Origin of the sequence: Actinomadura chibensis NBRC 106107, from assembly GCF_001552135.1 — a bacterium.
Taxonomy (GTDB): domain Bacteria; phylum Actinomycetota; class Actinomycetes; order Streptosporangiales; family Streptosporangiaceae; genus Spirillospora; species Spirillospora chibensis.
The window spans coordinates 1-25,603 of record NZ_BCQP01000032.1 but is presented as its reverse complement, the minus strand read 5'-3'; the positions used below and the strand labels follow the sequence as shown (position 1 = coordinate 25,603).

General features: G+C 73.5%; 21 protein-coding genes. 9 read left to right on the top strand and 12 right to left on the bottom strand.

The annotated features are described in order from the left end of the window. Positions 1-63: 63 nt before the first annotated feature. Complete coding sequence (locus ACH01S_RS19125) at positions 64-1,350, top strand: cytochrome P450 (RefSeq protein WP_067893083.1); 1,287 nt, start codon at positions 64-66, stop codon at positions 1,348-1,350. Positions 1,351-1,357: 7 nt separating this feature from the next. Here the strand turns inward: ACH01S_RS19125 and ACH01S_RS19120 are convergent, their stop codons facing one another. Both ACH01S_RS19120 and valS read right to left on the bottom strand, forming a co-directional pair. Next, a complete protein-coding gene (locus tag ACH01S_RS19120) occupies positions 1,358-2,239 on the bottom strand; it encodes a metal-dependent hydrolase (protein ID WP_067893081.1) in 882 nt (293 codons plus the stop codon). A 99-nt stretch (positions 2,240-2,338) separates the two neighbouring features. Then, on the bottom strand, positions 2,339-4,864 hold the full coding sequence (gene valS / locus ACH01S_RS19115) for a valine--tRNA ligase (protein WP_067893078.1): 2,526 nt from the start codon (positions 4,862-4,864) through the stop codon (positions 2,339-2,341). A 117-nt stretch (positions 4,865-4,981) separates the two neighbouring features. Between valS and ACH01S_RS19110 the strand changes: the two genes are divergently transcribed. Continuing rightward, on the top strand, positions 4,982-5,269 hold the full coding sequence (locus ACH01S_RS19110; RefSeq protein ID WP_067893076.1) for a DUF4235 domain-containing protein: 288 nt from the start codon (positions 4,982-4,984) through the stop codon (positions 5,267-5,269). A gap of 17 nt (positions 5,270-5,286) precedes the next feature. Here ACH01S_RS19110 and ACH01S_RS19105 read toward each other — a convergent pair whose 3' ends face one another. Next, complete coding sequence (locus tag ACH01S_RS19105) at positions 5,287-6,084, bottom strand: hypothetical protein (RefSeq protein WP_306303253.1); 798 nt, start codon at positions 6,082-6,084, stop codon at positions 5,287-5,289. A 16-nt stretch (positions 6,085-6,100) separates the two neighbouring features. Then, positions 6,101-6,397 (bottom strand): DUF4193 domain-containing protein, encoded by a 297-nt coding sequence (locus ACH01S_RS19100; RefSeq protein WP_067893074.1) that lies wholly within the window; start codon positions 6,395-6,397, stop codon positions 6,101-6,103. Between the two features lie 505 nt (positions 6,398-6,902). Here ACH01S_RS19100 and ACH01S_RS46540 point away from each other — a divergent pair. Together ACH01S_RS46540 and ACH01S_RS19090 are read left to right on the top strand one after the other, a co-directional pair. Further along, positions 6,903-8,609 carry a serine/threonine-protein kinase gene (locus ACH01S_RS46540; RefSeq protein ID WP_067893072.1) on the top strand — a complete coding sequence of 569 codons (1,707 nt, stop codon included), beginning with the start codon at positions 6,903-6,905 and terminating at the stop codon, positions 8,607-8,609. Next, positions 8,606-11,338, top strand: a complete 2,733-nt coding sequence (locus tag ACH01S_RS19090; RefSeq protein WP_067893070.1) for an ABC transporter substrate-binding protein — start codon at positions 8,606-8,608, stop codon at positions 11,336-11,338. The genes ACH01S_RS46540 and ACH01S_RS19090 overlap by 4 nt, the downstream gene beginning before the upstream one ends. An 18-nt stretch (positions 11,339-11,356) precedes the next feature. Here the strand turns inward: ACH01S_RS19090 and ACH01S_RS19085 are convergent, their stop codons facing one another. Together ACH01S_RS19085 and ACH01S_RS19080 are read right to left on the bottom strand one after the other, a co-directional pair. Continuing rightward, positions 11,357-12,709 carry a sensor histidine kinase gene (locus ACH01S_RS19085; protein ID WP_246237027.1) on the bottom strand — a complete coding sequence of 451 codons (1,353 nt, stop codon included), beginning with the start codon at positions 12,707-12,709 and terminating at the stop codon, positions 11,357-11,359. Then, positions 12,706-13,359, bottom strand: a complete 654-nt coding sequence (locus tag ACH01S_RS19080) for a response regulator transcription factor (protein WP_067893068.1) — start codon at positions 13,357-13,359, stop codon at positions 12,706-12,708. The genes ACH01S_RS19085 and ACH01S_RS19080 overlap by 4 nt, the downstream gene beginning before the upstream one ends. Positions 13,360-13,564: 205 nt before the next feature. On the opposite strand from ACH01S_RS19080, the gene ACH01S_RS44475 reads away from it, so the two are divergent. Then, positions 13,565-13,741, top strand: coding sequence for a hypothetical protein (locus ACH01S_RS44475; RefSeq protein ID WP_165964506.1), 177 nt, complete (start codon positions 13,565-13,567; stop codon positions 13,739-13,741). 51 nt (positions 13,742-13,792) lie between these two features. Here the strand turns inward: ACH01S_RS44475 and ACH01S_RS19075 are convergent, their stop codons facing one another. The 3 genes from ACH01S_RS19075 to ACH01S_RS19065 form a co-directional block, all read right to left on the bottom strand. Beyond that, the gene (locus ACH01S_RS19075; protein WP_067893066.1) at positions 13,793-14,602 is read right to left on the bottom strand and encodes an inositol monophosphatase family protein; all 810 of its coding nucleotides are present in this window, start codon (positions 14,600-14,602) and stop codon (positions 13,793-13,795) included. Then, entirely contained in the window at positions 14,599-15,510 is a 912-nt protein-coding gene (locus tag ACH01S_RS19070; RefSeq protein ID WP_067893064.1) for a ferrochelatase, read from the bottom strand. The genes ACH01S_RS19075 and ACH01S_RS19070 overlap by 4 nt, the downstream gene beginning before the upstream one ends. Positions 15,511-15,571: 61 nt before the next feature. Continuing rightward, the gene (locus ACH01S_RS19065) at positions 15,572-16,711 is read right to left on the bottom strand and encodes a lytic transglycosylase domain-containing protein (protein WP_067893057.1); all 1,140 of its coding nucleotides are present in this window, start codon (positions 16,709-16,711) and stop codon (positions 15,572-15,574) included. Between the two features lie 208 nt (positions 16,712-16,919). Here ACH01S_RS19065 and ACH01S_RS19060 point away from each other — a divergent pair, with 208 nt between their 5' ends. Beyond that, positions 16,920-18,242: a D-arabinono-1,4-lactone oxidase gene (locus tag ACH01S_RS19060; RefSeq protein ID WP_067893055.1), complete on the top strand. Its 1,323-nt coding sequence runs from the start codon at positions 16,920-16,922 to the stop codon at positions 18,240-18,242. Positions 18,243-18,293: 51 nt separating this feature from the next. Here the strand turns inward: ACH01S_RS19060 and ACH01S_RS19055 are convergent, their stop codons facing one another. Next, positions 18,294-19,253, bottom strand: coding sequence for a hypothetical protein (locus ACH01S_RS19055; RefSeq protein ID WP_067893053.1), 960 nt, complete (start codon positions 19,251-19,253; stop codon positions 18,294-18,296). Positions 19,254-19,672: 419 nt separating this feature from the next. Between ACH01S_RS19055 and sepH the strand changes: the two genes are divergently transcribed. Further along, positions 19,673-21,301, top strand: a complete 1,629-nt coding sequence (gene sepH / locus ACH01S_RS19050) for a septation protein SepH (RefSeq protein WP_067893051.1) — start codon at positions 19,673-19,675, stop codon at positions 21,299-21,301. Here sepH and ACH01S_RS19045 read toward each other — a convergent pair. Beyond that, on the bottom strand, positions 21,298-22,854 hold the full coding sequence (locus ACH01S_RS19045) for a PH domain-containing protein (RefSeq protein WP_246237029.1): 1,557 nt from the start codon (positions 22,852-22,854) through the stop codon (positions 21,298-21,300). The two genes, sepH and ACH01S_RS19045, sit on opposite strands and share 4 nt — an antisense overlap. After that, positions 22,851-23,441, bottom strand: coding sequence for a PH domain-containing protein (locus ACH01S_RS19040; RefSeq protein ID WP_306303252.1), 591 nt, complete (start codon positions 23,439-23,441; stop codon positions 22,851-22,853). Before ACH01S_RS19040 ends, ACH01S_RS19045 begins: the two co-directional genes overlap by 4 nt. A gap of 262 nt (positions 23,442-23,703) precedes the next feature. Between ACH01S_RS19040 and ACH01S_RS19035 the strand changes: the two genes are divergently transcribed. Together ACH01S_RS19035 and ACH01S_RS19030 are read left to right on the top strand one after the other, a co-directional pair. Then, positions 23,704-24,696 carry an ATP-binding cassette domain-containing protein gene (locus ACH01S_RS19035; RefSeq protein WP_067893049.1) on the top strand — a complete coding sequence of 331 codons (993 nt, stop codon included), beginning with the start codon at positions 23,704-23,706 and terminating at the stop codon, positions 24,694-24,696. Then, a complete protein-coding gene (locus ACH01S_RS19030; protein ID WP_067893047.1) occupies positions 24,693-25,502 on the top strand; it encodes an ABC transporter permease in 810 nt (269 codons plus the stop codon). The genes ACH01S_RS19035 and ACH01S_RS19030 overlap by 4 nt, the downstream gene beginning before the upstream one ends. The last annotated feature ends 101 nt before the right edge of the window (positions 25,503-25,603 follow it).

Genomic DNA, 25,603 nt, shown 5'->3' with positions numbered 1-25,603 from the left:
AGGTCCGGGCGGTCGGTTCGATGGAAACCGAATGGCGTTCTGACTCAGGACGGGCGGTGCGCGGTGGCGACGAAGGTACGGGACACCGGCGGGATCGACCTTTCCGACCTCGCGTTCTGGTCGCTGCCGCCGGACCGGCGGCTCGCGGCGTTCGCGCGGCTGCGCGAGCTGGACCGGCCCGCCTTCTTCCCCGAGCTGAAGCTCCCGTTCATCCGGACCGGCCCCGGCTACTACGCGCTGACCAGGCACGCCGACGTCGTCGAGGCCAGCCGGACGCCCGAGGTGTTCAGCAGCGAGCCGTGCTCCAACAGCGTCGCCGACCTGCCCCGGTACATGGCCCGGTACTTCGGCTCGATGATCAACATGGACGACCCGCGGCACGCCAAGATCCGGCGGATCGTGTCGCGGGCGTTCACCCCGCGCGTCCTCGCCAAGCTGGAGGCCGACCTCCAGGCGACCGCGACGCGGATCGTCGACGACCTGCGCGGCCGGGACTCGGCCGACTTCGTCACCGAGGTCGCCGCCCGGCTCCCGCTCCAGGTCATCTGCGACATGACGGGCATCCCGCACCGGCTGCGCCCGATGGTGTACGACCGGACCAACACCATCCTCGGCCTCGGCGACCCCGAGTACACCGGCGGCAAGGACTTCAACCGCGACGGCATCACCCGGATCGGCGTCCTGTACGGGCTGCTCAAGGCCATGACGGCCGGGTACGAGCTGAACCACCTGGCGATGAGGCTCGCCCGGCGGCGGCGCGGGCGCCCGGGCGACGACCTGGTGTCGCGGCTCGTGTCCGCGAACGTCGACGGCGAGTACCTGACCGACCAGGAGATCGGCTCGTTCTTCATCCTGCTCGTCGTCGCCGGGAACGAGACGACCCGGAACGCCATGTCGCACGGCCTCAAACTGCTCACCGACAATCCCGAGCAGCGCGCCCTGCTGATGGAGGACTTCGACGCCCGCGCGCCGGGGGCGGTGGAGGAGATCGTCCGGATGGCGACGCCGGTCATCCAGTTCCGCCGGACGGTCACCCGCGAACACGAGATGAACGGCCAGCGCTACAAGCGCGGCGACAAGGTCCTGCTGTTCTACAACTCGGCCAACCGCGACGCCGCCGTGTTCGAGAACCCGGACGCCTTCGACATCACCCGCTCCCCCAATCCGCATGTGGGATTCGGCGGCCCCGGCCCGCATTTCTGCCTGGGCGCGAACCTGGCCCGGCGGGAGATCACGGTGATGTTCCGGGAGCTGTTCGCCCGTCTCCCGGAAATCCGGGCGACCGGCGAGCCGCGGATGCTCTATTCGAACTTCATCAACGGCATCAAGCACCTGCCCTGCGAGTTCTGACCACCGCTCACCTCCGCCCGGCCGCCCGCGCGGCGGGCGAGACGGCGAGGTAGTCGAGCGCCCGCCGCGTCGAGCATTCGCGGGACGGGTGGTAATCGCGCCGCAGATAGGCGCGCGCGGCCGACAGCATGAAACGGTTGCTCGGGAAGAGCCCGCGCCGGACGGCCCGCCGGTAGTCGCGGATCCGGGGCCGGACGCCTTTCAGCGTCGGATCCGCCCGGCACAGGAAGACCGCCCCCGCGTAGACCATCAGCGGCATCGCCAGGACGCCGATGAAGAAGGCGATGAAACGCGTCCAATAGCGTCCGGCCACGTGCTGGTAGACGTCGAACGCGACCGAGCGGTGCTCGACCTCCTCCGCGCCGTGCCAGCGCAGCAGGTCGAGCATCGTGGGGTCGGCTCCGGCCTCGTCGAGTTCGCGGGCGTCCAGGATCCACTGCCCGAGCACCGCCGTGTAGTGCTCGATCGCGGCGATGACGCCGATCCGGACGTGCAGCCACCGCGTCCGCGAGAGCAGCGGCACCGGCGGGCGGTCGCCGAGGATCCGGGTGAAGACCCACTCGATCCGGACGGTCAGCGGCCGCGGGTCGAGCCCCCGCGCGAGCATCTGCCGGTCCAGGACGCCCTGGTGCGAGTACGCGTGCACGGCCTCCTGGCCCATGAAGCCCTTGACCTCCCGGTGGAGGCGCTCGTCGTCCTCGACCAGCGGGAGCGTCTGCTTGTAGACGCGCACGAACCAGCGCTCACCGGCGGGCAGCAGCAGGTGCAGGACGTTGATGAAGTGCGTCGCGACGGGCTCGCCCGGGATCCAGTGCAGCGGCGTGTCCGCCCAGTCGAACTTGACGCGGCGCGGGGTGATGACGGGATGCCGCTCGTCGATCTCGCTCATGCCGCCGCCTCCCCGGACCGCCCGCCGCTCCAATTGGACGTTTCATCCAATATGAGGAGTGCGCGGAATCCGCGTCAAGGGGCGGGCGGCCGGGGTGATCTAGGTAACGGGCGCGAGGACGACGTCCACGGTGAGGTCGGCGGGCGCGTCCTCCAGCGTCAGGTCGGCGATGCGCCCCGCCGCGGCCAGGTCCGGCCGCGCGATCCGGGCCGCCGCCGCGCCGCGCACGACCGCGCGGGACACGTCCGCGCGCATCGACGCCTTCGCCTCCGACTTCGCCTTGCGGACCTGCCGCAGCGCCTCCCCCGTCGCCGCGAGGACGGCCGGGTCGCCGCCGCGCGGCAGCTCGGCGGCCGACGGCCAGGACGCGGTGTGCACCGACCCGGCGCGCCACCACGACCAGACCTCCTCGGTCACGAACGGCAGGACGGGCGCGAACAGGCGCAGCAGGACCGACAGCGCGGTGCGCAGCGCGGCCCGCGCCGACCGCGCCTCCGGGCCCTCCCCGTAGGCGCGGGTCTTGACCAGCTCCAGGTAGTCGTCGCAGAACTCCCAGAAGAACCGCTCGGTCCGCTCCAGGGCGCGGGCGTAGTCGTAGCCGTCGAAGGCGTCCGTCGCGTCCTCGACGACGGCGGCCAGCGCGGCGAGCATCGCCCGGTCGAGCGGCTCGGTCACCGGCGCGTCCGGCTCGACCTCGCCGAGCCCGAGCACGAACTTCGACGCGTTGAGGATCTTGATCGCGAGCCGCCGCCCGACCTTGATCTGCCCGGTGTCGAACGCGGTGTCGGTGCCCGGCCGCCCCCCGGCCGCCCAGTACCGGACGGCGTCCGACCCGTACTGGACGAGCAGGTCGATCGGCGTGACGACGTTGCCCTTCGACTTGGACATCTTCTTGCGGTCCGGGTCGAGGATCCAGCCGGACAGCGCCGTCGCCCTCCACGGCAGCGACCCGTGCTCCAGATGCGCGCGGACGACCGTGGAGAACAGCCACGTCCGGATGATGTCGTGCGCCTGCGGGCGCAGGTCGTAGGGGAAGACGCGGCCGAACAGGTCGGCGTCGCGCTCCCAGCCGCCCGCGATCTGCGGGGTCAGCGACGAGGTGGCCCAGGTGTCCATCACGTCGGGGTCGCCCGCGAAGCCGCCGGGCGCGCCGCGCCGCTCCTCGGTGTACCCGGGCGGGACGTCCGAGGACGGGTCGACCGGCAGCGCGTCCTCCGCCGGGACGATCGGCTCGTCGTAGCGCGGCTCGCCCGCCTCGTCCAGCGGGTACCAGACCGGGATCGGGACGCCGAAGAACCGCTGCCGCGAGATCAGCCAGTCGCCGGACAGTCCCTCGACCCAGTTCTCGTAGCGGGCGCGCATGTAGGCGGGGTGCCATTCCAGCTCGCGCCCGCGGGCGAGGAGCTCCGCGCGGACGCCCTCGTCGCGCCCGCCGTTGCGGATGTACCACTGCCGGGTCGTGACGATCTCCAGCGGCTTCGTCCCCTTCTCGTAGAACTTCACCGGCCGGGTGATCTCGCGGGGCTCGCCGTCCAGGTCGCCGGACTCGCGGAGCAGCTCGACGACCCGCTGCTTGGCGGCGAAGACCGTCCTGCCCGCCAGCTCGTCGTAGGGCCGCGCGGGGACGCCGGGCGGCGGGTCGGCGGCGAGGCGGCCGTCCCAGCCGACGACCGCGCGGGTCGGCAGGTCCAGCTCGCGCCACCAGAGGACGTCGGTGACGTCGCCGAACGTGCAGACCATCGCGATGCCGGAGCCCTTGTCGGGCTCGGCGAGGCGGTGCGCGACGACCGGGACCTCGACGCCGAACAGCGGCGTCCGGACCGTCCGCCCGAACAGCTCCCGGTAGCGCTCGTCGTCCGGGTGCGCGACCAGCGCGACGCACGCGGGCAGCAGTTCGGGACGTGTCGTCTCGATGTAGACCGGACGCTCGTCGCCGTGGAAACGGATCCGGTGGAACGCGCCGGGCTGGTCGCGGTCCTCCAGCTCGGCCTGGGCGACGGCCGTGCGGAACGTGACGTCCCAGAGCGTCGGCGCCTCCGACACGTACGCCTCGCCGCGCGCCAGGTTGCGCAGGAACGCGCGCTGCGACGCCGTCCGGGAGGCGGCGCCGATCGTCGTGTAGAGGCTGCTCCAGTCGACCGAGAGGCCGACGCGGCGCCAGATGTCCTCGAACGCCTTCTCGTCCACCGCGGTCAGCCGCTCGCACAGGTCGATGAAGTTGCGGCGCGACACGGGGACCTGCCGTTTGGCGTCCGGCTTGGCGGGCGGCTCGAAGTCGGGGTCGTAGGGCAGCGACGGGTCGCACCGGACGCCGAAGTGGTTCTGGACGCGGCGCTCGGTGGGCAGGCCGTTATCGTCCCAGCCCATGGGGTAGAAGACCGCGCGACCGCGCATTCGGTGGTACCGGGCGACGGTGTCGGTGTGGGTGTAGGAGAAGACGTGGCCGACGTGGAGGGAGCCGCTCACCGTGGGCGGCGGGGTGTCGATCGAGAAGACCTCGGCGCGCGGCCTCGTGCGGTCGAAGCGGTAGACGCCCTCCTCGTCCCAGACGCGTACCCACTTCTCCTCCAGGCCGTCCAGGGAGGGCTTGGCGGGGACGTGCGGAATACGCGGCTGCTCTGTCATGCGCCAATCGTATTGACATCCGCGCCGGACGCACTCCGGTTATCGGCCGCGACGCGGCGATCACCGGCGGGCCGGTCCGGTAGCGTCGGAGACCACAGGACGACTGGAAGGACGAACATGGCGGACAAGGGCGACATCGGCTGGCGGGTGGTCGCCGGCGCCGCGGCCTTCGCGGGCGGCTTCGTCGCGAAGAAGGCCATCACGTTGGCCTGGAAGAAGAGCACCGGCAAGGAGCCGCCGACGAACCCCGAGTCCCCGGACGTGGCGCTGGCCGAGGCGATCGGCTGGGCGGTGGTGATGGGCGTGGGGATGGAGCTCGCCCGCCTCCTCGCCACCCGCGTCGCCGCCCGGCAGTGGGCCAAGGGCACCGGCGAGCTGCCGTCCCACCTCAAGATCGAGGGATGAGGGCCGGGCCCGCGGGGTCAGCCGCGCGGCAGCGGCGGCGGGGCGCCGGTGTTCGCGCGTAGGTCGTTGCGGATCTTGGTGCCGAGCGCCCGCGTCGCCGAGCGGTTCAGGGCCGCGCCCGCCGCCGCGCCGGTGAGCAGCGGGCCCATCGTGCCGATGCTGCGGCCGAACGTCCGGAGCATGCGTTTGCGCAGGGCCGACTTGGCGGCCGTGCCGAGCGCGCTGGTGAGGGAGCCGGCCTCCAGGGGGTTGATGCCGCGCTGCCGGGCCCAGGACGTGACGAACGCCGCTCCGCGCGCCGTCCCGGTGCCGTGCACCTGGACGCCGTACACCTCGTGCAGCTCGGCGATCATCTTGACCTCGATCGCCGCGACGACGAGCGTCTCGGCGGCGAGCTGCGCGGGCGCGGTGAGCAGCAGCGGCGGGGCGGCGAACTGCACCGCGGCGAGCGCGCCGCCGGCCGCGCCGACGGCGGTGGTCGCGTTCCCCGCCGTCTTCACGAGCCGGTCGGCGAGCTCCTCGCCCATCAGCCCGCGGTGGTGCGCCTGCAGCGTCTCGATGTCGCGGATCGGAATGTGGGGACCCACCTCGACCAGCAGGTCGCCCAGCCACCGTCCGCGCGCGAGACCCGCGGCGCCCGCCTTCCGGGCGCTCTGGCCGAGTAGCGCGGCCAGCCGCCCGAGCAGCCGTCCGCGGGTCTCGCGGTCCATGTCCTCGTCGCCGGTGAGCCGCCCTATCAGCTCACCGACCTCGGCGGAGCCGTCGCCGGGCGGCGGCTCCAGGTCGTCCCGGCGTCGTTCGATCTCTCCCGTCACCCGCGGCCACTCCCGGTCAGGCGGCGCACTCGCGGCAGATCGGCTGGCCGTTCTTCTCGGTGGCCAGCTGGCTGCGGTGGTGCACCAGGAAGCAGCGCGTGCAGGTGAACTCGTCGGCCTGCCGCGGAACCACCCGGAAGGTGAGCTCCTCGTTGGACAGGTCGGCGCCGGGCAGCTCGGCGACCTCGCCGGCGTCCAGGTCCTCATCGATGATGCTGGCGGCCTTGTCGGCGCGCCGGGCCTGGAGCTCCTGGAGGCTGTCCTCGCTGAGATCGTCGTCGGTCTTGCGTGGGCTGTCGTAGTCGGTCGCCATCTTCTATCTCCATCCCCCTCAGTGCTTTATGCGCCCCGTCGCGCGGAACTAACGCACGGGGGGCCGTTCTTGTGCCCGATCCGGGCGGGAAATTCTGTCACGGTTGGTGACCTGCGACACACGAGGCGCGACCGTTCCCACGAGTGACACCCATCACCCGGTTCTCTTCCTCGCGATGTGTCTTCCGTCACACGCCCGGCGGCGGCCTCGGTCTGGTCCGGGACCGGGGCGCCCCGCCGGGGTATCCCGCGGCGGCGGGGATCATATCGGTCCCGGCGGCGTTCCGCGCGCCAGCCTCCCCGGCGTGGCGGATCGGCGCGATCGGCCTGGTCGTCCATCGAACCGCACACTTCGGTGAAACGTCTGAACTAACGCGATATCGTGCCCGCCTGAGGTTGGGGGCGGGTCCCCTGCGGGTCCGCCCGGCATTCGCCGGCCGACGGCCCCGCTGCGGGGTCCGGCGCACGCCATCGCGGCACATCACTGCGGGTCACTGGAGGGTCAGATGCCGGATGCCGCTCCGCTGGAGCCAGGCGATCCTAGGGCACTGGGACAGTACGAGGTCGTCGGACGGCTCGGCGCCGGGGGGCAGGGCGCCGTCTTCCTCGGCCGGGCGCCGGGGGGCGAGTACGTCGCGGTCAAGCTGCTGCACGCGCAGATGGCGAACGATCCGGCGGCGCGGGCCCGGTTCACGCGCGAGGTGAGCGCCGCGCAGAAGGTGGAGCCCTTCTGCACCGCCCGCGTGCTTGAGGCGGACGTCCACGGCGACCAGCCGTACGTCGTCAGCGAGTTCATCGACGGGCCCTCGCTGCACGACGTGGTCGCGCACGACGGTCCGCGCGGCGCCGCCGAACTGGAGCGGCTCGCGATCGGGACGGTCACCGCGCTCGCCGCGATCCACGAGGCCGGGATCGTCCACCGCGACTTCAAGCCGAACAACGTCATGCTGGCCGCCGACGGCCCGCGCGTCGTCGACTTCGGCATCGCGCGGACGGTCAACTCGCAGGAGAGCGCTGTCACCGCGACCGGCATGGTCGTCGGCACCCCCGGCTACCTGGCGCCCGAGCAGCTCACCGGCGCGCCGCTCACCCCGGCCGTCGACATCTTCGCCTGGGGCGCGACGATGGTGTTCGCCGCGACCGGCCAGTCGCCGTTCGAGGCCGACACGCTGCCCGTCATCATCAACCGGATCCTCAACGAGGAGCCGGACCTGTCCGCGCTGCCCGCCGGGCCGCTGCGCGACCTGATCGGCCGCTGCCTGTCCAAGGACGCCGGGCTGCGGCCGCCCGCGGCGCAGCTCCTGCTGAACCTGCTCGGGCACGTCGGCGCCGCGCCCGCGGGCCAGGGCGGCGGCCAGGAGGACCTGCTCAACCAGGGCACCCGGATCGCGTCGCAGCTTCCGCCGCCGCCCCCGGTGCCGCCCGCGCCGCGTCCGCAGCCGCCCCAGCCGCAGCAGCAGCCGCAGCACCAGATCACGCCGCCGCCCATGCCGATGCACCAGGCCGGGATGCCGCAGGGCGGCATGCAGGGGCCGAACACGCCCCCGCCGCAGCCGATCACCCCGCCGCCCATGCCGATGTACCAGGGCGGGGGGATGCCGCCCCCGCCGCCGCACACCCAGCCGGGCGCGCCGATGCAGCACCCCGTCCCGCCGGGGCCGGGATTCGCGCCGCCGAAGCAGTCCAGCTCGGCCGGGCCGATCATCGCGATCGGCTGCGGCGCGTTCGCGCTGATCGTGATCATCGCGATCGTGGCGATCGCGGTGGTCGCGGCGAACAAGGACGACCCCGAGCCGAGCCCCACGTACCTGCCGCCGAGCACGTACACGCCGAGCGAGACGCCGTCGTCGCGGGTGACGTCCGGCGGGCTGCTCGGCGTGTTCGACGGCGACGGCAACCAGCCCGCCGCGGGCGCGGGGCACACGACCTTCCAGGTCCGGTTCGCGCTGCTGTACACGAGCGGCACGGCCCGCTACACCTACCCGTCCGGCTCACAGGACAACTGCTACACGCGGCTGTCGCTGCTGTCCGGCGACCAGAGCAGCGAGAAGGTCGAGTACCAGGAGACCCCGATGGCCGGGATGGACCCGAAGGAGTGCGCCTCCGGCTACATCACGTTCATCCCGTCCTCGGGCGGGAGCACCCTGAGGTGGGAGTGGCGGCAGACCCGGAGCGCTCCGACGGCCGCCGCCTTCGGAACCGTCTCCAAGTGACCGAGGAGGTCGCCCCGCTCCGCGCGGGTGATCCGTCCCGGCTGGGCGCCTACCGGCTGGCCGGGCTGCTCGGCGAGGGCGGTCAGGGCACCGTCTACCTCGGCGAGGACGAGCCCGGCCACCGGGTCGCGGTGAAGCTGCTGCACGCGCGCTTCAGCGGCGACCCGAAGGCCAGGTCGCGGTTCGCGGCCGAGGTGGCGGTGGCCAAGCGGGTCTCGGCGTTCTGCACGGCCCGCGTCCTCGACTCCGACGTCGAGGGCGACCGGCCGTACATCGTCAGCGAGTACATCGACGGCCCGTCGCTGTCGGAGGTGCTGGCCGCGGAGGGCCCGCGGCGCGGCGCCGCGCTGGACCGGCTCGCGATCGGGACGATGACCGCGCTCGCCGCCATCCACCAGGCGGGCGTCGTCCACCGCGACTTCAAGCCCGCGAACGTGCTGCTGGCCCCGGACGGCCCGCGCGTGATCGACTTCGGCATCGCGCGGGCGCTGGACGCCACCGGCACCATGTCCAGCACGGCCGTCGGGACGCCCGCGTACATGGCCCCCGAGCAGATCTCGGGGGCGCGGGTCGGCCCGGCGGCGGACGTGTTCGCCTGGGGCGCGACGATGGCGTACGCGGCGAACGGGCGGCCCGCCTTCGGGCAGGACTCCATCCCGGCGGTCATGCACCGCATCCTCAACCTGGCGCCCGACCTCGGCGACCTGCACGAGCCGCTGCGCCAGATCGTCGCGGACTGCCTCAGCAAGGACCCGGCGCTGCGGCCCGCGTCGCAGCACGTCCTCGCGCATCTGCTCGACCTCGCGGGGAGCCTGCCGCAGCCGGGCGCGCCGCGCGACACGGGCGACGGCGAGGCCGCCGTGATGCTCACCCAGGGCGCGGCGACGGCGGCGACCGGGGCGGTCCGGCTGCGCTCCACCGCGCCGCCGCCGGTCAACGGGCCGCCGGGGGCGACGCAGCCGCCCGGCGCGACGTGGCCGCCGCCTCCCCCGCCGCCGGACGGGCAGGGGTTCACCACCTGGCCGTCCGCCGGACCGCCCGCTTCCGGACCGCTGAGCGCCGGGCCGCGGCCGCCCGCCGGCCGCAAGCGCGGGATCGGCGTGCTGGCGGGCGTGGGCGGCGCCGCGCTGGTCGCGCTGGTCCTCGCCGGGACGGCGGTCGCCGTCCTGATCGCGAACCGCGACCACGACAGGTCCACCGCGACCGCCGCGCGGGTCGGCGGCACGCTGGAGATGCTGTCCGACGACACGACCACCGACGGGCTGCTCGACCCGGGGCATGCCGCCGGCACCACGCAGCAGTTCCTCGCCAAGCAACTGTTCACCGGGCTGACCGCGCTGGACGGGGAGGGCGTGGCGCAGAACCGGCTCGCCGCCTCGATCACGCCGGACGCGTCCTGCCAGACCTGGCGGATCACCGTCCGGCGGGGGACGACGTTCAGCGACGGCGAGCCGGTCGACGCGGAGGCGTTCGCCCGGGGCTGGGCGCGCGCCGCCGCCACCACCGGCGGCCCCGCGTCGTACCTGATGAACGACATCGACGGGTTCCAGGGGGCGTCCACCGGGTCGCCGGGCGGGCTGTCGGGCGTCAAGACGGTCGGCCCGGCCGACCTCAGCGTCCGGCTCACCTCCCCCAACTGCGAGTTCCCGACGCGGCTCGCCAACCCCGTGTTCGCGCCCGTCCCCAAGGCCGCGGGCGACGCGACCAACTCCGCCTACAACACCCGTCCGGTCGGGAACGGGCCGTTCAAGCTGGAGAGCTTCACCGAGAACCGCAGCGCCGTGCTCGTCCGCAACGACAGGTGGGCGTTCGGCAAGACCAAGCTCGACAAGGTGGACGTCCGGCTCGCCGCCGACCCGGCGGTCGGGCGCGCCGCGTTCACCGGGGGCGAGGTCGACCTGGCCATGCTCGCCCCCGGGACGGGGACGTCCCCCACGCAGGCCCTCGGCGCGGACGGGGTGTCCCGGCCGACGCCGTACACGCGGATGATCGTCCCGCTGACCCGGCGCGGCCCGCTGAAAAGCCGGGACGCGCGGCTCGCGGTGTCCTACGCGCTGGACCGGGCGCGGATCGCCGCGGCGACGCCGGGGTACAACGAGGCGGCGCACGGCATCGTCCCGGCGGCGGTGCCCGGCGGATTCGGACGGCCCGGCGCCTGCCCGTCCTGCGACACGCCCGACGCGGCGAAGGCCAAGGAGCTGGCGGCGCGGGCGAAGCTCGGGCCCGGCACGAGGATCCGGCTCTACCACCCGAACGTCGAGACCTACCGGCCCATCGCCGAGGCGGTGTCCCAGCAGCTCAGGTCCGCGCTCGGATGGCAGGTCGAGCTCCGTCCCACCGAGTTCGCCGACCTCCGCAAGACCCTCTCGGGGAGCGACGCCTCCGGCCTCGCGCTGTCCTCGTGGGGGGCCGACTACCCGACCCCGTACACGGTCCTGTGGCCCCTGCTCGGAAGCACGGCCGCCGCCACCGAGAGCAACGGGTACGCCAACTACAACGGCTGGAAGAACGGGAACTTCGACGACCTCGTGTCCAGGGCGCTGCGCAGCACCTCCGCCGAGACCCGCACGTCCCTCTACAAGGAGGCCGAGAAGGTCGCGCTGGACGACCTGGCGCTCATCCCGCTGACGTCCGGCCGCCGGGCGGCGCTCGTCCGCAAGACGAAGGTCACCGACCTGAGCCTCGACTACGACGGCGACCCGGTCCTCGTCGCCGCCGCGCTGAAGTAGCGCCGGACCCGCGGGCGCTCAGCCGGACGGCAGCCGGACGGTGACGATCAGCCCGCCGCCGGGACGCGGCGCCGCGTACACCGCGCCGCGGTGCGCGAGCACCACCGACCGCACGATCGACAGTCCGAGCCCGGCGCCCTTGGACGACTCGACCCGGTCGGCGTTCAGCCGCCGGAACGGCTCGAACAGCCGCTCCACCTCGTAGGCGGGGACGGCGGGCCCGGTGTTCTCGACCTGCACGGTGGCGTAGCCGTCCAGCAGCCCGGTGCGGATCCACAGCTCGCCGCCGGCCTCCTCGTTGTGCTTGATCGCGTTCTCGACGAGGTTGGACACGAGGTGCTCCAGCAGCACCGGGTCCCCGAGGGCCTTCCCCGACGTCAGCTCCGGGTGGACGGACACGTCGTTGTCGTGGTCGCGGCGCGCCGAGTGCTCCAGCACCGTCGCCGCGACCTCCGCGAGGTCGACCGGGGTGCGGGTGGTCAGCTCGCGCTCGCTGCGGGCGAGCAGCAGCAGGCCCTCGATGAGGCGCTCGTGCCGGGCGTTGGTCGCGAGCAGCGTCCGGCCGACGGCGCGCAGGTCGTCGGACACGTCGGGGTCGCCGAGCGCGACCTCCAGCAGCGTCCGGTTGATCGCGAGCGGAGTGCGCAGCTCGTGCGAGGCGTTGGCGACGAACCGGCGCTGCGAGTCGAACGCGTGCCCGAGCCGCTCCAGCATCGCGTCGAAGGTGTCGGCGAGCTCCTTGATCTCGTCGTCGGGGCCCTCCAGCGCGATCCGCTCGTGCAGGGTGCTCTCGGACAGGCGGCGGGCCGTGGTGGTGACCCGCTGCAGCGGGCTGAGCGCCCGGTCGGCGACGAACCAGCCGAGCACCAGGGTGATGATCCCGACCCCGCCGAGGGCGAGCAGGGACCGTCCGACGAGCTGCTTCATCGTCTGCTCGACGAACTGGCGCTGCAGCGCGGCGGCCTGCTCGTCGGTGGTGATGCCGAAGCCGATCACCTTCACGCCGCCGAGGATGTCGGCCATCAGCACCGACATCACGGCCAGCAGCAGGGCTCCGGCCAGGAAGAACAGCAGGCCGTAGAAGAGGGTGAGGCGCAGCCGGACGCTCATCCGGCCGGGCAGCGCCTTCAGCTCGGCGAACGACCCGGCGTTCTCGCCGCGCCACATGCCCTTCGGGGCGGGGGGCGGCTCGGGGACCTGCTGCGGGCCGGGGCGGCGCCAGCGTCCGCCGCGCCGCCCGCCCTGGGCCGCGGCGTCCTCCTGGTACGGCCCGCCGCCGGCGGGAGGCTGGGCGGACGCGGCGGTCGCGCCGGGCAGGGCGTCCGGGCGGGGCTCCTCGGAGCCGGTTCGGGGTGCGGGTTCGGCGGTCACAGTCGGTATCCCACTCCCGGGACGGTCTCGATCACCGGAGGTTCGCCGAGTTTCTTGCGCAGCGTCATCATCGTGACGCGGACCACGTTCGTGAACGGGTCGATGTGCTCGTCCCAGGCCTTCTCCAGGAGCTGCTCGGAGCTGACGACGGCGCCGTCCGCGCTGAGCAGGACCTCCAGGACGGCGAACTCCTTGCGGGTCAGCTCGACCGGGCGGCCGTCCCGCGCGACCTCGCGGCGGGCCGGGTCGAGGCTGATCCCGGCGCGCTCCAGGACGGGCGGCAGCGGCGCGGCGGCGCGCCGTCCGAGCGCCCGCACCCGCGCGATCAGCTCGGCGAAAGCGAACGGCTTGGCGAGGTAGTCGTCGGCGCCGATGGACAGCCCCTCGACCCGGTCGCCGAGCTCGCCCGCCGCGGTCAGCATGATGATCCGCGCCGGGTAGCGCTGCGCGACGAGCTGCTTGCAGACGTCGTCGCCGTGGACCTTCGGCAGGTCGCGGTCGAGGACGATGACGTCGTACTCGTTGACGCCCGCCCGCTCCAGCGCGCCCGCGCCGTCGTAGGCCACGTCCACGGCCAGCGTCTCCCTGCGCAGGCCGGTGGCGATGGCGTCGGCGAGCACCCGCTCGTCCTCGACGACTAGAACACGCACTGATCCCCCTCCATGGCCGGGGCGCGGGACGCCCCGGGTTCCAGATATCCCACGCGGGCCGTAAGAAGCCCGTAAGCACCTGTTCACTGATCGCCCGACGGGCCGCGGTCCGGCGGACGCAAGAATCCGCGAAAATTGCATCGGCGTACAGGTTTACCTCCAGCCTAGGTCTGGGTACGCATGGGCACGATCCGGGAGGAGGCCAATGGGCGAGTTGTCACGCATGATCCAGCAGCGGCTAGACGACGCGTACGCGTCGCTGCGGAGCGCCCACGCAGAGGGAGACACCTACCTGGCGGACATCCGCCAGGAGGAGATCAACGACCTGCGCCGGATCGCAGCGAACAACGACATCGGCGTCGAACCGCCCCGCTGCGACTGAGGACACGCGAACCGAGACGGGGAGCCCGGGACCGGCAGCGGTCCCGGGCTCTCAGTCGGTGAGCGGGTCCAGCGGCGCGAGGAGCGCGTGCAGGGCCTCGAACGTGCCCGCCCCGGCCGCGATGGTCAGCTCCGGGCTCGCGGGCGCGCCGTGCAGGCCCCCGACCCGTCCGCCCGCCTCCTGGACGATCAGCGCCCCCGCCGCGACGTCCCACGCCTGGACGCCGCGCTCGTAGTAGGCGTCGACCCGTCCGGCGGCGAGCGAGCACAGGTCGACGCAGCAGGAGCCGCCCCGGCGGATGTCGCGGACGCTCGGCAGCACCCCGGTGAGGACGCGGGCCTGCCCGGCGCGCCGCTCCGCCGAGTACCCGAAGCCCGTGGCGACGAGGGCGCGGTCGAGCGGGACGCCGGAGTTCACGCGGAGTTCACGCGTCCCGGACGAGGTGCGCAGCAGCGCTCCCCCGCCGCGCACGGCCGTGTAGGACTCGCCGCGGCGCGGCATCTCCACCGCCCCGGCGACGGCGGCGCCGTCCACCTCGGCGGCGATGCTGACCGCCCAGTCGGGCAGGTCGTAGAGGTAGTTGACGGTGCCGTCGATCGGGTCGATCACCCAGCGGACGCCGCTGCCGCCCGCCTGCGTGCCGCCCTCCTCGCCGAGGAAGGCGTCGTCCGGGCGGGCCGCCCGGATCCGCTCGACGATGAGCTGCTCGGCCGCCCGGTCCATCTGGGTGACGACGTCGGTCGGGGACGACTTCGTCTGCACGACGTCCGGGCCGTCCGCCGGGCGCTTGTCGACCAGCATCCGCCCGGCCTCCCGCGCGGTCTCGGCGGCCAGTTCCAGCAGGTCTTCGGGGAGGCTCATCGCGTCTCGTCCAGGAGGTGGCGGGGCAGGGCGGCGAAGCGCGGGTCGGCGCCGGGGGTGGCGGCGCGGACGAACGCGACGCCGAGCTCCCCGGCGCGCCCGGCGGCCTCCACGTCGAGGTCGTACTTGACCTCCATGTGGTCGGAGACGAACCCGATCGGCACGACCGCGACCGCGCGGACGCCCTCGCCGTGCAGCTTCTCCAGGTGGTCGGTGATCTGCGGTTCGAGCCACGGCTGCGCCGGCGGCCCGCTGCGGCTCTGGTAGACGAGGTCCCAGGGCGTGCCGGGGGACGCCTTCTCGGCGACCGTCCGGGAGGCGGCCTCCAGCTCGGCCACGTACAGCTCGCGGTTGGGCTGGGAGAGGGGGACGCTGTGCGCGGTGAAGACCAGCCGCGCGCCGGCCGGGAGGCGGCTCAGGGCGTCCTTGGCGGCGTCCACGAAGGGGGCGATGAAGCCGGGCCGGTCGGAGTAGACGGGGAGCTTGTCGATGACCGGCGCGCCCTCGACCTCCTCGCGCGCGCGTTCGATGTCGGCGAGGTACTGGTCGTTCGTCGAGTAGCCGCTGTAGGCGGACGTGACGAACGCCGCCGCCCGCCGGACGCCGTCCGCCTTCATCTGCCGGACGGTGTCGGCGAGGTAGGGCGTCCAGTTCCGGTTTCCCCAGTAGACGGGGAGGTCCAGGCCGTGGGCGGCGAAGTCGGCCTCGATGGCGCCCTTGAGGTCGCGGCAGAGCTGGTTGATGGGACTGACCCCGCCGAACAGGTGGTAGTGCTCGCCCACCGCCTCCAGCCGTTCGCGGGGGATGTCGCGGCCGCGGGTCACGTTCTCCAGGAAGGGGATCACGTCGTCCGGTCCTTCGGGGCCGCCGAAGGAGAGCAGGAGCAACGCGTCGTACGACGACGTCATGCCTCCATCCAACCAGGCCCCCGCGCGTGCCCCGTGCGGGCCGGGTCAGTCGAACGCCGGGTCAGTCGAACCGCGCCTGGTACGCCTTGGCCAGGTTGAGGACCTTCTGGACGTACCAGTCGGCGTGGTTGTACTGCCACACCGCCCGGTAGAGCTGCCGCCCGCCCCGTCCCGCGCCGCTCGCGCACAGGTACTTCGCGGCGGCGGGGACGGCGTCGTAGGGGTTCATGATGTCGGCCTTGCCGTCGCGGTCGCCGTCCACCCCGTAGGTCCGCCAGGTGGCGGGCATGAACTGCATCGGGCCGAGCGCGCCCGCGCTGGAGGGGCCCGCGTTGCGCCCGTGGTCGCTCTCGACCTGGCCGATCGCGGCGAGGACCGTCCAGGACAGGCCGGGGCACGTCCGCGCCGCCTGCTTGTAGAGGTCGAGGTAGCCGCCGGGGCGCCCGCTCTCGCCGGGCGTCTGGAACCGCCGCTCGTGCAGGTTCACGACGTTCGCGCCCGGCCCGAGCGCCTTCGTGACCGCCTGGACGACCTTCGCCGGGCTCACCCCGGGCGCGTTGACGAGAAGCGCGATGTTCGGGACGAGCCCCATCCTGCCGCCGGACGTCCGGCTGACGAGCATGTCGATGCCGGGCAGGCCGAGGGCGCCGGAGCCGCCCATGGTGAGGTTCGGCATCGTCCGCCCCACCACCGGGTAGCGCATGCCGCGGTTGAGCCTGAGCTGCTCGGCGGCGGCCGGGGAGACGACGAAGTGGTCGGCGGCGAGGGCCTCCCACAGGTCGGTGCGCTTGGCCGTCCCGGGCGGCGTCCAGGACCGGAAGGACGACGGGTCGACGGCGAACGCGTTGACCTGGCGGCCCTGGAGCTGGACGGCGCCGCCGTCGACCGCGACCACGTCCCTGACCTTGCCGAGCTTCGCGACCTTCCTGATCCGCGCGGCGGGGATCGACCCGCCGCCGACGGCCAGCACGTCCGGCGGGACGACGCGGCGCAGCGGCGCGACCTGACCGCCGCTGACCACGTTCACCGGGTCGCCCGGCGGCGCGCCCGGCGGCTGCTCGTCCCGCGCGGCGGCGGGCTCGGCGTCGCCCGCGGTCAGCGCGGCGAGCACGCCGCCGGATCCGGCGGCGACGGCGAGGAGGGCGATCGCGGCGACCGTGACCGGCAGCGCCCGGCCGCGCGGTGCTGAAGGAGGAGCCACACCATTCCCCAACGAGAGTCGCTACTGACGGTTACCCGGCGTTCGCTTCCTTCCCCCATGGAAGGGGATCATGAGGATCATGGGGTCGGCGGGCACCGAACCGGTGCCGACCGCCCGCCGCCCCTGTGGGACGGATCGGATCGTATCGCCTCAGACCGGACAGAAACGTGAACTTTTCTCGCGAACAATCGCCGAGTAGAGTCACGCCATGTCCCCCGTGAAGTCCCCCGTGAACGGACGCGCCTGGCAGAACTGGGCGGGAAACCAGCAGGCCGCGCCGCAGCGCGTCGTGACGCCGCGCACCGGTGCCGAGGTGGCCGACGCGGTCCGGGCGGCCGCCGAGGACGGGCTCACCGTCCGCATGACCGGCACCGGGCACTCGTTCACCGGGGCGGCCGTCGCGGAGGGCGTGCTGCTGCGTCCGGACGCGCTCACGGCGGTGCGTTCGGTGGACACGGCGACGGGGCTCGTCACCGTCGAGGCGGGGCTTCCGCTGCACGCGCTCAACCGCGTCCTGGACGAGCACGGTCTCGCGCTGGCCAACATGGGGGACATCCAGGAGCAGACCGTCGCCGGAGCCCTCCAGACCGCCACCCACGGCACGGGACGCGACAGCGCGGGCCTCGCCTCCCAGGTCGCCGCGCTCGAACTCGTCCTGGCCGACGGCGGCGCCGTCACCTGTTCGCGCGAGGAGCGGCCGGACCTGTTCGACGCGGCGCGGGCGGGCCTGGGCGCGCTCGGCGTCGTCACCGCCATCACCTGGCAGACCGTCCCGGCCTTCCTGCTGCGCGCACAGGAGCAGCCCATGAAGTGGGACGAGGTGCTCGCGCGCATCGACGAGTTCGACGCCGCCAACGAGCACTTCGAGTTCTACTGGTTCCCGCACACCGAAGGGTGCCTGACCAAGCGGAACAACCGCGTCGAGGGCCCGGCGGAACCGCTGTCCAGGGTCAAGTACTGGATGGACGACCAGTTCCTGTCCAACACCGTCTTCGGGGTCGTCAACAGGCTCACGCACCGGGTGCCCTCCGCGACGACCTTCGTGAACGGCGTCTCCGCCAAGGCGCTCGGGGCCCGCACCTACAGCGACACCTCGTACAAGGTGTTCACCAGCCCGCGGACCGTCCGGTTCAAGGAGCAGGAATTCGCGATCCCGCGCGAGGATCTCGTCCCCGCGCTGCGCGAGCTGCGTTCCCTGTTCGCCAGGAAGGACTGGCGGATCAGCTTCCCCATCGAGGTGCGGCTGCTCCCCCAGGAGGACGCCTGGCTCTCCATGGCCCATGGGCGCCGGAGCGCGTTCATCGCCGTGCACGTCTACCACCGCGACCCCCACGAGGACTACTTCAAGGGGGTCGAGGACCTGATGACGTCCCTGAACGGGCGTCCGCACTGGGGCAAGCTCCACACGCGCGACGCCGCGTACCTGGAGAAGGTGTATCCCCGGTTCAGGGACTTCCGCGCCCTGCGCGACGAACTCGACCCAGAGCGCCGCTTCGCCAACCCGTACACCAACCAGGTCTTCGGCGAATAGGCGGATGGCAGGCGGCTGGACGGATCGGGCGGATCGGTCGGCGGGACCGCCTCAGCCGCCGGGGGTGGAGCGCTGCTGCTGCTCGGCTCCGCCCGGCGGCTGACCGCCGTCCTGCGGGTTCTCGGTGGGCGGCGGGGCGGTCGGCGTCGTCGGCGCGGGCGTCGTCGGACGGCCGGTCGGCTCCTGCCGCGTCGGCGTCTCGGTCGGCCCGGTCGGCTGCTGCCCGCCCGGCGTGGTCTGCTGCGTGGACGGGGTCTCGCCGGTCGGCGTCCCGCTCGGCGTCCCGGTGGGCTCGGTCGTGGTGTCGGTCGGCGTCGGCGTGGGGGTGTCGTCCTGCTTCCCGCCGCCGTTGCCGCCCAGCACGTTGGTCACGGTCAGGCCCTTGTCGCTCTTGCCGATGGGCTTGCCGGTAGTCGCCTCGTAGACCGTGATCCCGCCGATGACGATCGCGAACACCGCCGCCGACGACACCACGAGCTTGACCCAGTGCGCCTTGGCCCATTCGACGGTGCTCTGCAGCGCCGACCGCCGGACGACCTCGCGGACCGCGTCCTCGCCCGCCGCCTCGGCGAGCGTTCCGGCCACGGCGTCCACCGGGTCCAGCCTGGTGGCGTTCGGGTCGGCGCCGCCGAACACGGGGTCGAGCCGGGTCGCGTTGGGGTCGCCGCCGCCGAACGACGGGTCGAGCCGGGTGGCGTTGGGGTCGGCGTCATGGGGCCAGGCGACGGTGCGCGTCGGGTCGGCGCTGGTGGCCGCCTCGGCGGCGTGGCCCGCCGCGTCCCGCCGCCGGACCGCCACCTGGACGTGCGACAGCTCCTTGAGCTGCTCCCGGCCCTGGTCGAGGTAGTGCTTCCCGATGGCCGACCCGGCCGTCGAGATCACGCTCATCAGCGCCGCGCCGATGATCGTCCCGTAGACGCCCAGGTAGGACGCCCCGAGCGCGGCCACTCCCGTCGCCGCCGCACTCGCGATCAACTGCGTCGTGCTCAGGTCCGGCAGCTTGCGCGGCATTCCCCGGCTCACCCCTGTCTCTCGATGTCAAAACCCCCGAAAAGAAACTAACCGGGACAAGTCGGTGTTCCTGCCGCGGACGTGACGCTCGCAACTCCGAACCGGTGGCGCCGCACCCGCCGGTCAGGCACGGTGAGGAAAAAGATGGACAAGAATCGAGCGGGACGGGCCCCCGCCGTACTCGGCGCGGGCAAGCTTGGTCAGGTGCCCTCTTCGACCTCGTGGAGGGGGCTTCGAGAGCGGCGATGTTCGGACATGCCGGGTACGGTGCTGGCAGCAGGTGTGTCCGAAAGAGAGACTCGGGAACCCGGGGGAAGGGCACGCATGCGCCCTCGGTGGGCATCGGGCGGCCGACCGTCGAGCACGGTCCGCCGCACCGGCGTCCTCCGTGCCGTAAGGACAGGGCAGGAAGGACACGCATGCAGGAGCTGCGCCTCGTCGCGGTCAGCGAGGACGGTACGTACCTCGTCCTGGCCACCGCGGGCCGAGGCACCCGGTTCACCCTGCCCGTCGACGACCGGCTCCGCGCCGCGGTCCGTGGGCACTTCTCCCGCCTCGGCCAGTTCGAGATCGAAGTGGAGAGTCCCTTGCGCCCCAAGGAGATCCAGGCCCGCATCCGGTCCGGCGAGACCGCGGAGGAGATCGCCGAGTCGGCGGGAATCCCGGTCGAACGCGTCCGCTGGTTCGAGGGCCCGGTCCTGCAGGAACGCGAGTACATGGCCCAGCAGGCGCAACGCGTGGCGGTGCGCCGCCCCGGCGAGTCGGCCCCGGGCCCGCCGCTCGGCGAGACCGTCGAGGAGCGCCTCGGCCGCGGCGGCGTCGACCTCGAAGAGGTCGAGTGGGACTCCTGGAAGTGCGAGGACAACACCTGGCGCGTCCGGCTGTCGTTCTTCGACAACGGCCGCCCGCACGCCGCCGAGTGGACGTTCGACCCGCGCCGCCGCCACGTCTCCCCGCTGGACGAGGTCGCCGCCCGCCTCACCGCCGTCGAGTGGGACGACGAGGCGCTCTCCGACACGGTGACGCCGCTCGTGCCGCGCCGTCCCGCCATGAAGGTCGTGTCCAACGACCGCGACCTCGACCGCGACCTGGAGCGCGAGCGCGACCCGGCGCCGCGCGGGCTGCCCGCCGAGTTCCCGGCGGAGGTCCCCGCCGAGCCCGCGCAGGCCGGTCCGGCCGCGCGGCCCGCGCCGTCCGGCCGGCCCGAGCCGCTGCGCGCCGCCGAGCCCCGCGAGTACGTCATCGAGCGCGGGCGGATGGCCGAGCCGCGCCCGGCCGTCCGCGAGCCCGGCGAGGGCGCCGCGCTGCACGAGGCCGCCCGGCCCCGCGAGCCGGACGAGCGCGCCGCGCCCGCGCCGCTGCGTCCCCGCGTCGCCGAGGAGCCCGCCGCGCCGCGCGAGGCCGTCCGGGAGGCCGTCCAGCAGGCCGCCCCGCCGGAGGAGGAGCCCGCCGCCGCCGAGGCGGACGAGAAGCCCGCGCCCGCCGCCGACGAGCGCGACGACGCCCCCGAACCGGCGGCCGAGCCCGCCGAAGCGGAGCGGCCCGCCGAGCCGGTCGCGGAGGAGGCCGCCGAGGCCGACGAGACGGACCGGGCCGAGGAGGCGGACGAGGAGCGTCCGGCCGACGAGCCCGAGCCCGCGCCCGAGCCGCAGGCGGTCGACGAGCCCGAGGAGGCGGCCGCCGCCGAGCCGGAGCCCGCCGCCGCGAAGGCGCCGGAGGCCGAGCCCGTCGCGGCGAAGCCGGAGCCCGCGCCGGAGCCGGAGCCCGAGCGGGACGAGCCCGCGGCGGAGCAGAAGCCCGCGGCGGCGGCGCAGCGCCCGGCGCAGCGGCAGCCGCCGCGGACGCCCGCGAAGAAGAAGCCCGCCGCGCGTCCCGCCATGCCCGCCGCGCAGGACAAGCCCGCCACCGGGTCGCCCGCCGCCGCGGCGGCGGCGGGCGGCGGCGACTCGGCCGCGCAGCGTCCGGCGCGGCGCCGCAAGGCCAAGGGCAAGCGCGCGTCCGTCCCGTCGTGGGACGAGATCATGTTCGGCGCCCGCCGTCCCGACTAGCGGTCGGGCGGCGGTTCCAGGAACGGGGTCACCCACGCCGGGGTGATCCCCGCGGCGAGCGACACGGCGTCCGCCTCGGACATGTCCGCGGCGGAGTAGCCGCCGTCGCCCGCGCCGACCGCCGCGAACAGCGTCGCGAGGCCCAGCCTGCGCTGGAAGAGCGTGCGGCGGATCCGCCAGCCGACGACCGCGCCGTGCTCGACGACCACCTGGCGCCGCCGCAGCGAGCCCGAGCGGACGCTGAGCCGCTCCCCGTCCGTGACGTGCCCGAGCTGCCGGTACCGGTCGAGCCCGAGCAGGACGGCGGGCCCGGCGAACACGGCGAACGCGCCCGCGACCCACGGCTGCCCGGCGACCAGGGCCAGCGCGGCGAGGCCGAGCGGCGGCGCCACCGCCCGCGCCACCCGGCGTCCCCGCGCCGCGCGCGGATGCGTGGTCAGCGGGCCGGGGACGTTCCCGACGACCCGCGCCGCCAGCGCCTCGGCGACCGGGCGCGGCGCGGCGGGCAGCAGCCGCCCCCGGTGCGCGGCGTCCCCGAGACCGGTGATCAGCGCGCCGAGCCGGGTCACCCCGGCCGCGCGCTCGAACGGGTTGTCGGCGAGCTCGACGCCGCGCAGCCTGCGCCGCTCCAGCGACACGCTGCGCCGGGTGAGCAGGCCGCGCTCGGCGACGAGCGACCCGTCCCGCTCGTGGACGGTGAAGTCCCAGTTGAACAGCGTGAAGACGATCACCGACATGACCGGCATCGCGATGAGGACGAGGATGGCGAGCGCCACGACGAGCGCCGTGGGCAGGCCGACCACGTCGTGGCCCACGCCCTCCACCCGCTCCCGCGTGATGAGCCCGAGGTCGTCGCCGAGGTTGTAGAGGGTGCCGAGCAGGCTCCCGGCGAGCGCGAACGGCGTGAACAGGTACGCGCCGCTGAGCGGGGCGTACACGTACCAGCGCCGCCGCATCCGGGCCAGGACGCGGCGCGGCGGCGCGGGCGCGTCACGGGCCAGCAGGACGCGCCGCAGCCGGTCCGCCTCGTGCCGGGACACCGCGTTCAGCGTCCCCTCCCCGCCGTCCGCGCCCGCGTCGACGTCGACGACCGCCAGGCCGAGCAGGCGGTGCGGCAGGGACGCGCTGATGTCCACGCCCCGGATCCGGTCGCGCGGGATGCTCTTGACCGACCGTCCGATGAGCGCGCGGCGCAGCTCGATGCGGTCGCCGTACAGGACGTAGGTGAACGTCACCCAGTCGGCGACGTGGAAGGCGAGCCCGAACGCGAGCCCGACGAGCGTGAAGTAGAACGCCGTGGACAGGCCGCCGACCAGCAGCCCCGTCGCCCCGGCGGCGATCAGCGCGACCAGCTCCCGGACGGCGCCGACGACGAACGTGAACGGATGCAGCCGGTGCGCGTGACCGGCGTCCGCCGGACGGCCCGGCACGGCCCCGTCGCGATGCCCGTTGGACGCGGTGACGCCGTCCGAACCCCCGGCGGGACCGGGCACGGGTTCGCGGACGGGCTCGGGCGCGGGGTCGGGGACGGGGTCGCCGTCTCGCAGGTTCACGTGGCGTCGTCGCGGAGGTCGTGGGCGCGGTGCGCGAGGTCCTCGGCGAGGCGGGTCGCCACGTCCACGGGAAGGCCCGAGACCTCCGACGACCCGGTGTGCGAGGCGGTGTTGACCTCGATGGTCGCGAGGCCCAGCATCCGCTCGATCCAGCCCTGCTCGGTGTCGACGGTCTGGATGCGGCTCACCGGCACCAGCAGCCATTCACGGCTGAACCATCCCGTCCTGGTGTAGACGACGTCCGCGCTGACCTCCCACCGGTGGACGCGGTAGCGCCACACGGGCGCGACCGTCACCATGAGCAGGCCCGCCGCGCCGACGACGTAGGGCAGCCAGTCGACGCGCCCGGTCAGCCAGCCGGGCACCCCGTCCCACCCGGAGTCGCCGACCCAGGCCGCGACGCCCAGCGCGAGACCGAACGCCAGCCCCCAGAGCAGCAGGTACTCGATCGCCCAGTGCGCGACGGCGCGCGGCGAGACCCGGTTCTCCGGCGGCCGCAGCCGCGGCGGGCGCGCCGCCCCGCCGTCTCCGCCGTCCCCGTCGTCGTCCCCGTCGTCCAGGTCGTGACCGCACCGCACCGACGTCACACCGCGAGTCTAGAACGCCGGAGGCCCCCTCCCGTTCTCACGCCAGACGCGAAATCGTCCCGCCTGAGGCATCGTGGCGGGCATGTCAGCGTTCTGTCAGTGGCGCATGCGATGTTGGGAGCGCGTCTGGACACCGCCGACGGAACCGCGCCCGAGGCGGACGAAAAACCGGATGCGCACCATCCCGGACACCGCATATTTTGACTGGCTCCCCTTCCCGGAGGGCGCAGACGTCCGGCGAACGACCCACCTAGGAGATCACATGACTTACGCCATCCAGGCCGAAGGTCTGGAGAAGCGGTTCGGTGAGACCCAGGCGCTGGCCGGCGTCTCACTCACCGCCGAAGCCGGGACGGTCCTCGGCGTGCTCGGCCCGAACGGCGCCGGGAAGACCACCATGACCCGCATCCTCGCCACGCTGATCGAGCCGACCGGCGGCAGCGCCAAGGTCGCCGGGTTCGACGTGGTCAAGGACGCCCACAAGGTGCGCCAGCTCATCGGGCTGACCGGGCAGTACGCCGGAGTCGACGAGATGCTCACCGGGACCGAGAACCTCATCCTCATCGGACGGCTCCTCGGCATCTCGCGGAAGGCCGCCAAGGCGCGGGCCGCCGAACTGCTGGAGCGGTTCCAGCTCACCGAGGCCGCCGAGCGCGCCGCCAAGACCTACTCCGGCGGGATGCGCCGCCGCCTCGACCTCGCGGCGAGCCTCGTCGGCCGCCCGCAGTTCCTCTTCCTGGACGAGCCGACCACCGGCCTCGACCCGCGCAGCCGCAACGGCCTGTGGGACATCGTCCGCGGCCTCACCGACGACGGCGTCACCGTCCTCCTCACCACCCAGTACCTGGAGGAGGCCGACCAGCTCGCCGACGACATCATCGTCATCGACCGCGGGCAGGTCATCGCGCACGGCACCTCCGACGTGCTGAAGGAGCAGGTCGGCGGGCAGGTGCTGGAGGTCACCCCGGTCAACGCCGCCGACCTCGACACCGTCTCGCGGATCGTCGGCGAACTCGCCGAGGCCGTCCCCGAGGTCCGCGACGGGCTCGTCAGCGCGCCGATCACCGACCCGCAGCTCATGCCCGCCGTCGTCCGCCGCCTCGACGACGCGGGCGTCACCGTCGGCGAGCTGTCCCTGCGCAAGTCCAGCCTGGACGAGGTGTTCTTCGCCCTCACCGGCCACCACACCGACGACATCGACGCCGAGGCGGGCGAACTCGCCGACGCCGCCGACAAGGAAGGGGCGTCCGCATGACCGCCGCGACGTTCGCGCCAGAGAACCTCTCCAAACGGGTCTCGCCGGGCACCGCCGTCCGCAACACGCTGACGCTCGCCTGGCGCAACCTCGTCCAGATCAAGCACAACCCGATGGAGCTGCTCGACCTCTCCATCCAGCCGATCATGTTCGTGCTGCTGTTCGCGTACGTGTTCGGCCCGGCGATGGCGGGCAGCGTCGACAAGTACCTGCCCGTCGTCATCCCCGGCATCATCGCGCAGAACGCCCTCTTCGCCGGGATGAGCACCGGTTTCGGGTTGAACACCGACATCACCAAGGGCGTCTTCGACCGGTTCCGCAGCCTGCCGATCTCGCGCAGCGCCCCGCTCGCCGGACGGATCATCGCCGACACCGCCAAGCAGGCGTGGTCCATGACGATCCTGCTCGCCGTCGGGTTCGCCATCGGATTCCGCATCGAGACGAACGTGTTCGCCCTGCTCACCGCGTTCGTCCTGCTGCTGGCCTTCGCCGTGCTGTTCTCCTGGACGTCGGTCTTCATCGCGATGAAGGTCAACGAACCGGAGAAGGTGCAGATCTTCGGCTTCGTGGTGATCTTCCCGCTGAGCTTCCTCAGCACCGCGTTCATCCCGAACACCGACGGCATCCCCGACTGGCTCGCGTTCATCATGGACAACAGCCCCGTCACGCAGCTCGTCGAATCCATGCGCGGACTCCTGGTCGGCGGACCCGTCCTCGAACACGCCTGGATCGCCCTCGCCTGGGGCGTCGGCATCTCACTGGTGTTCGCACCGCTGTCGCTAAGGGCGTTTAAGCAGAGGGCGTGATTTCCCAGGGGGGCGACCCCACTTTCCCAGGGGGGCGACCCCCTGGAACCCCCGTTGCGCGCGGCGGGCCGTTTCCCGAGGCCGCGTTCGCGGCTCGGGAA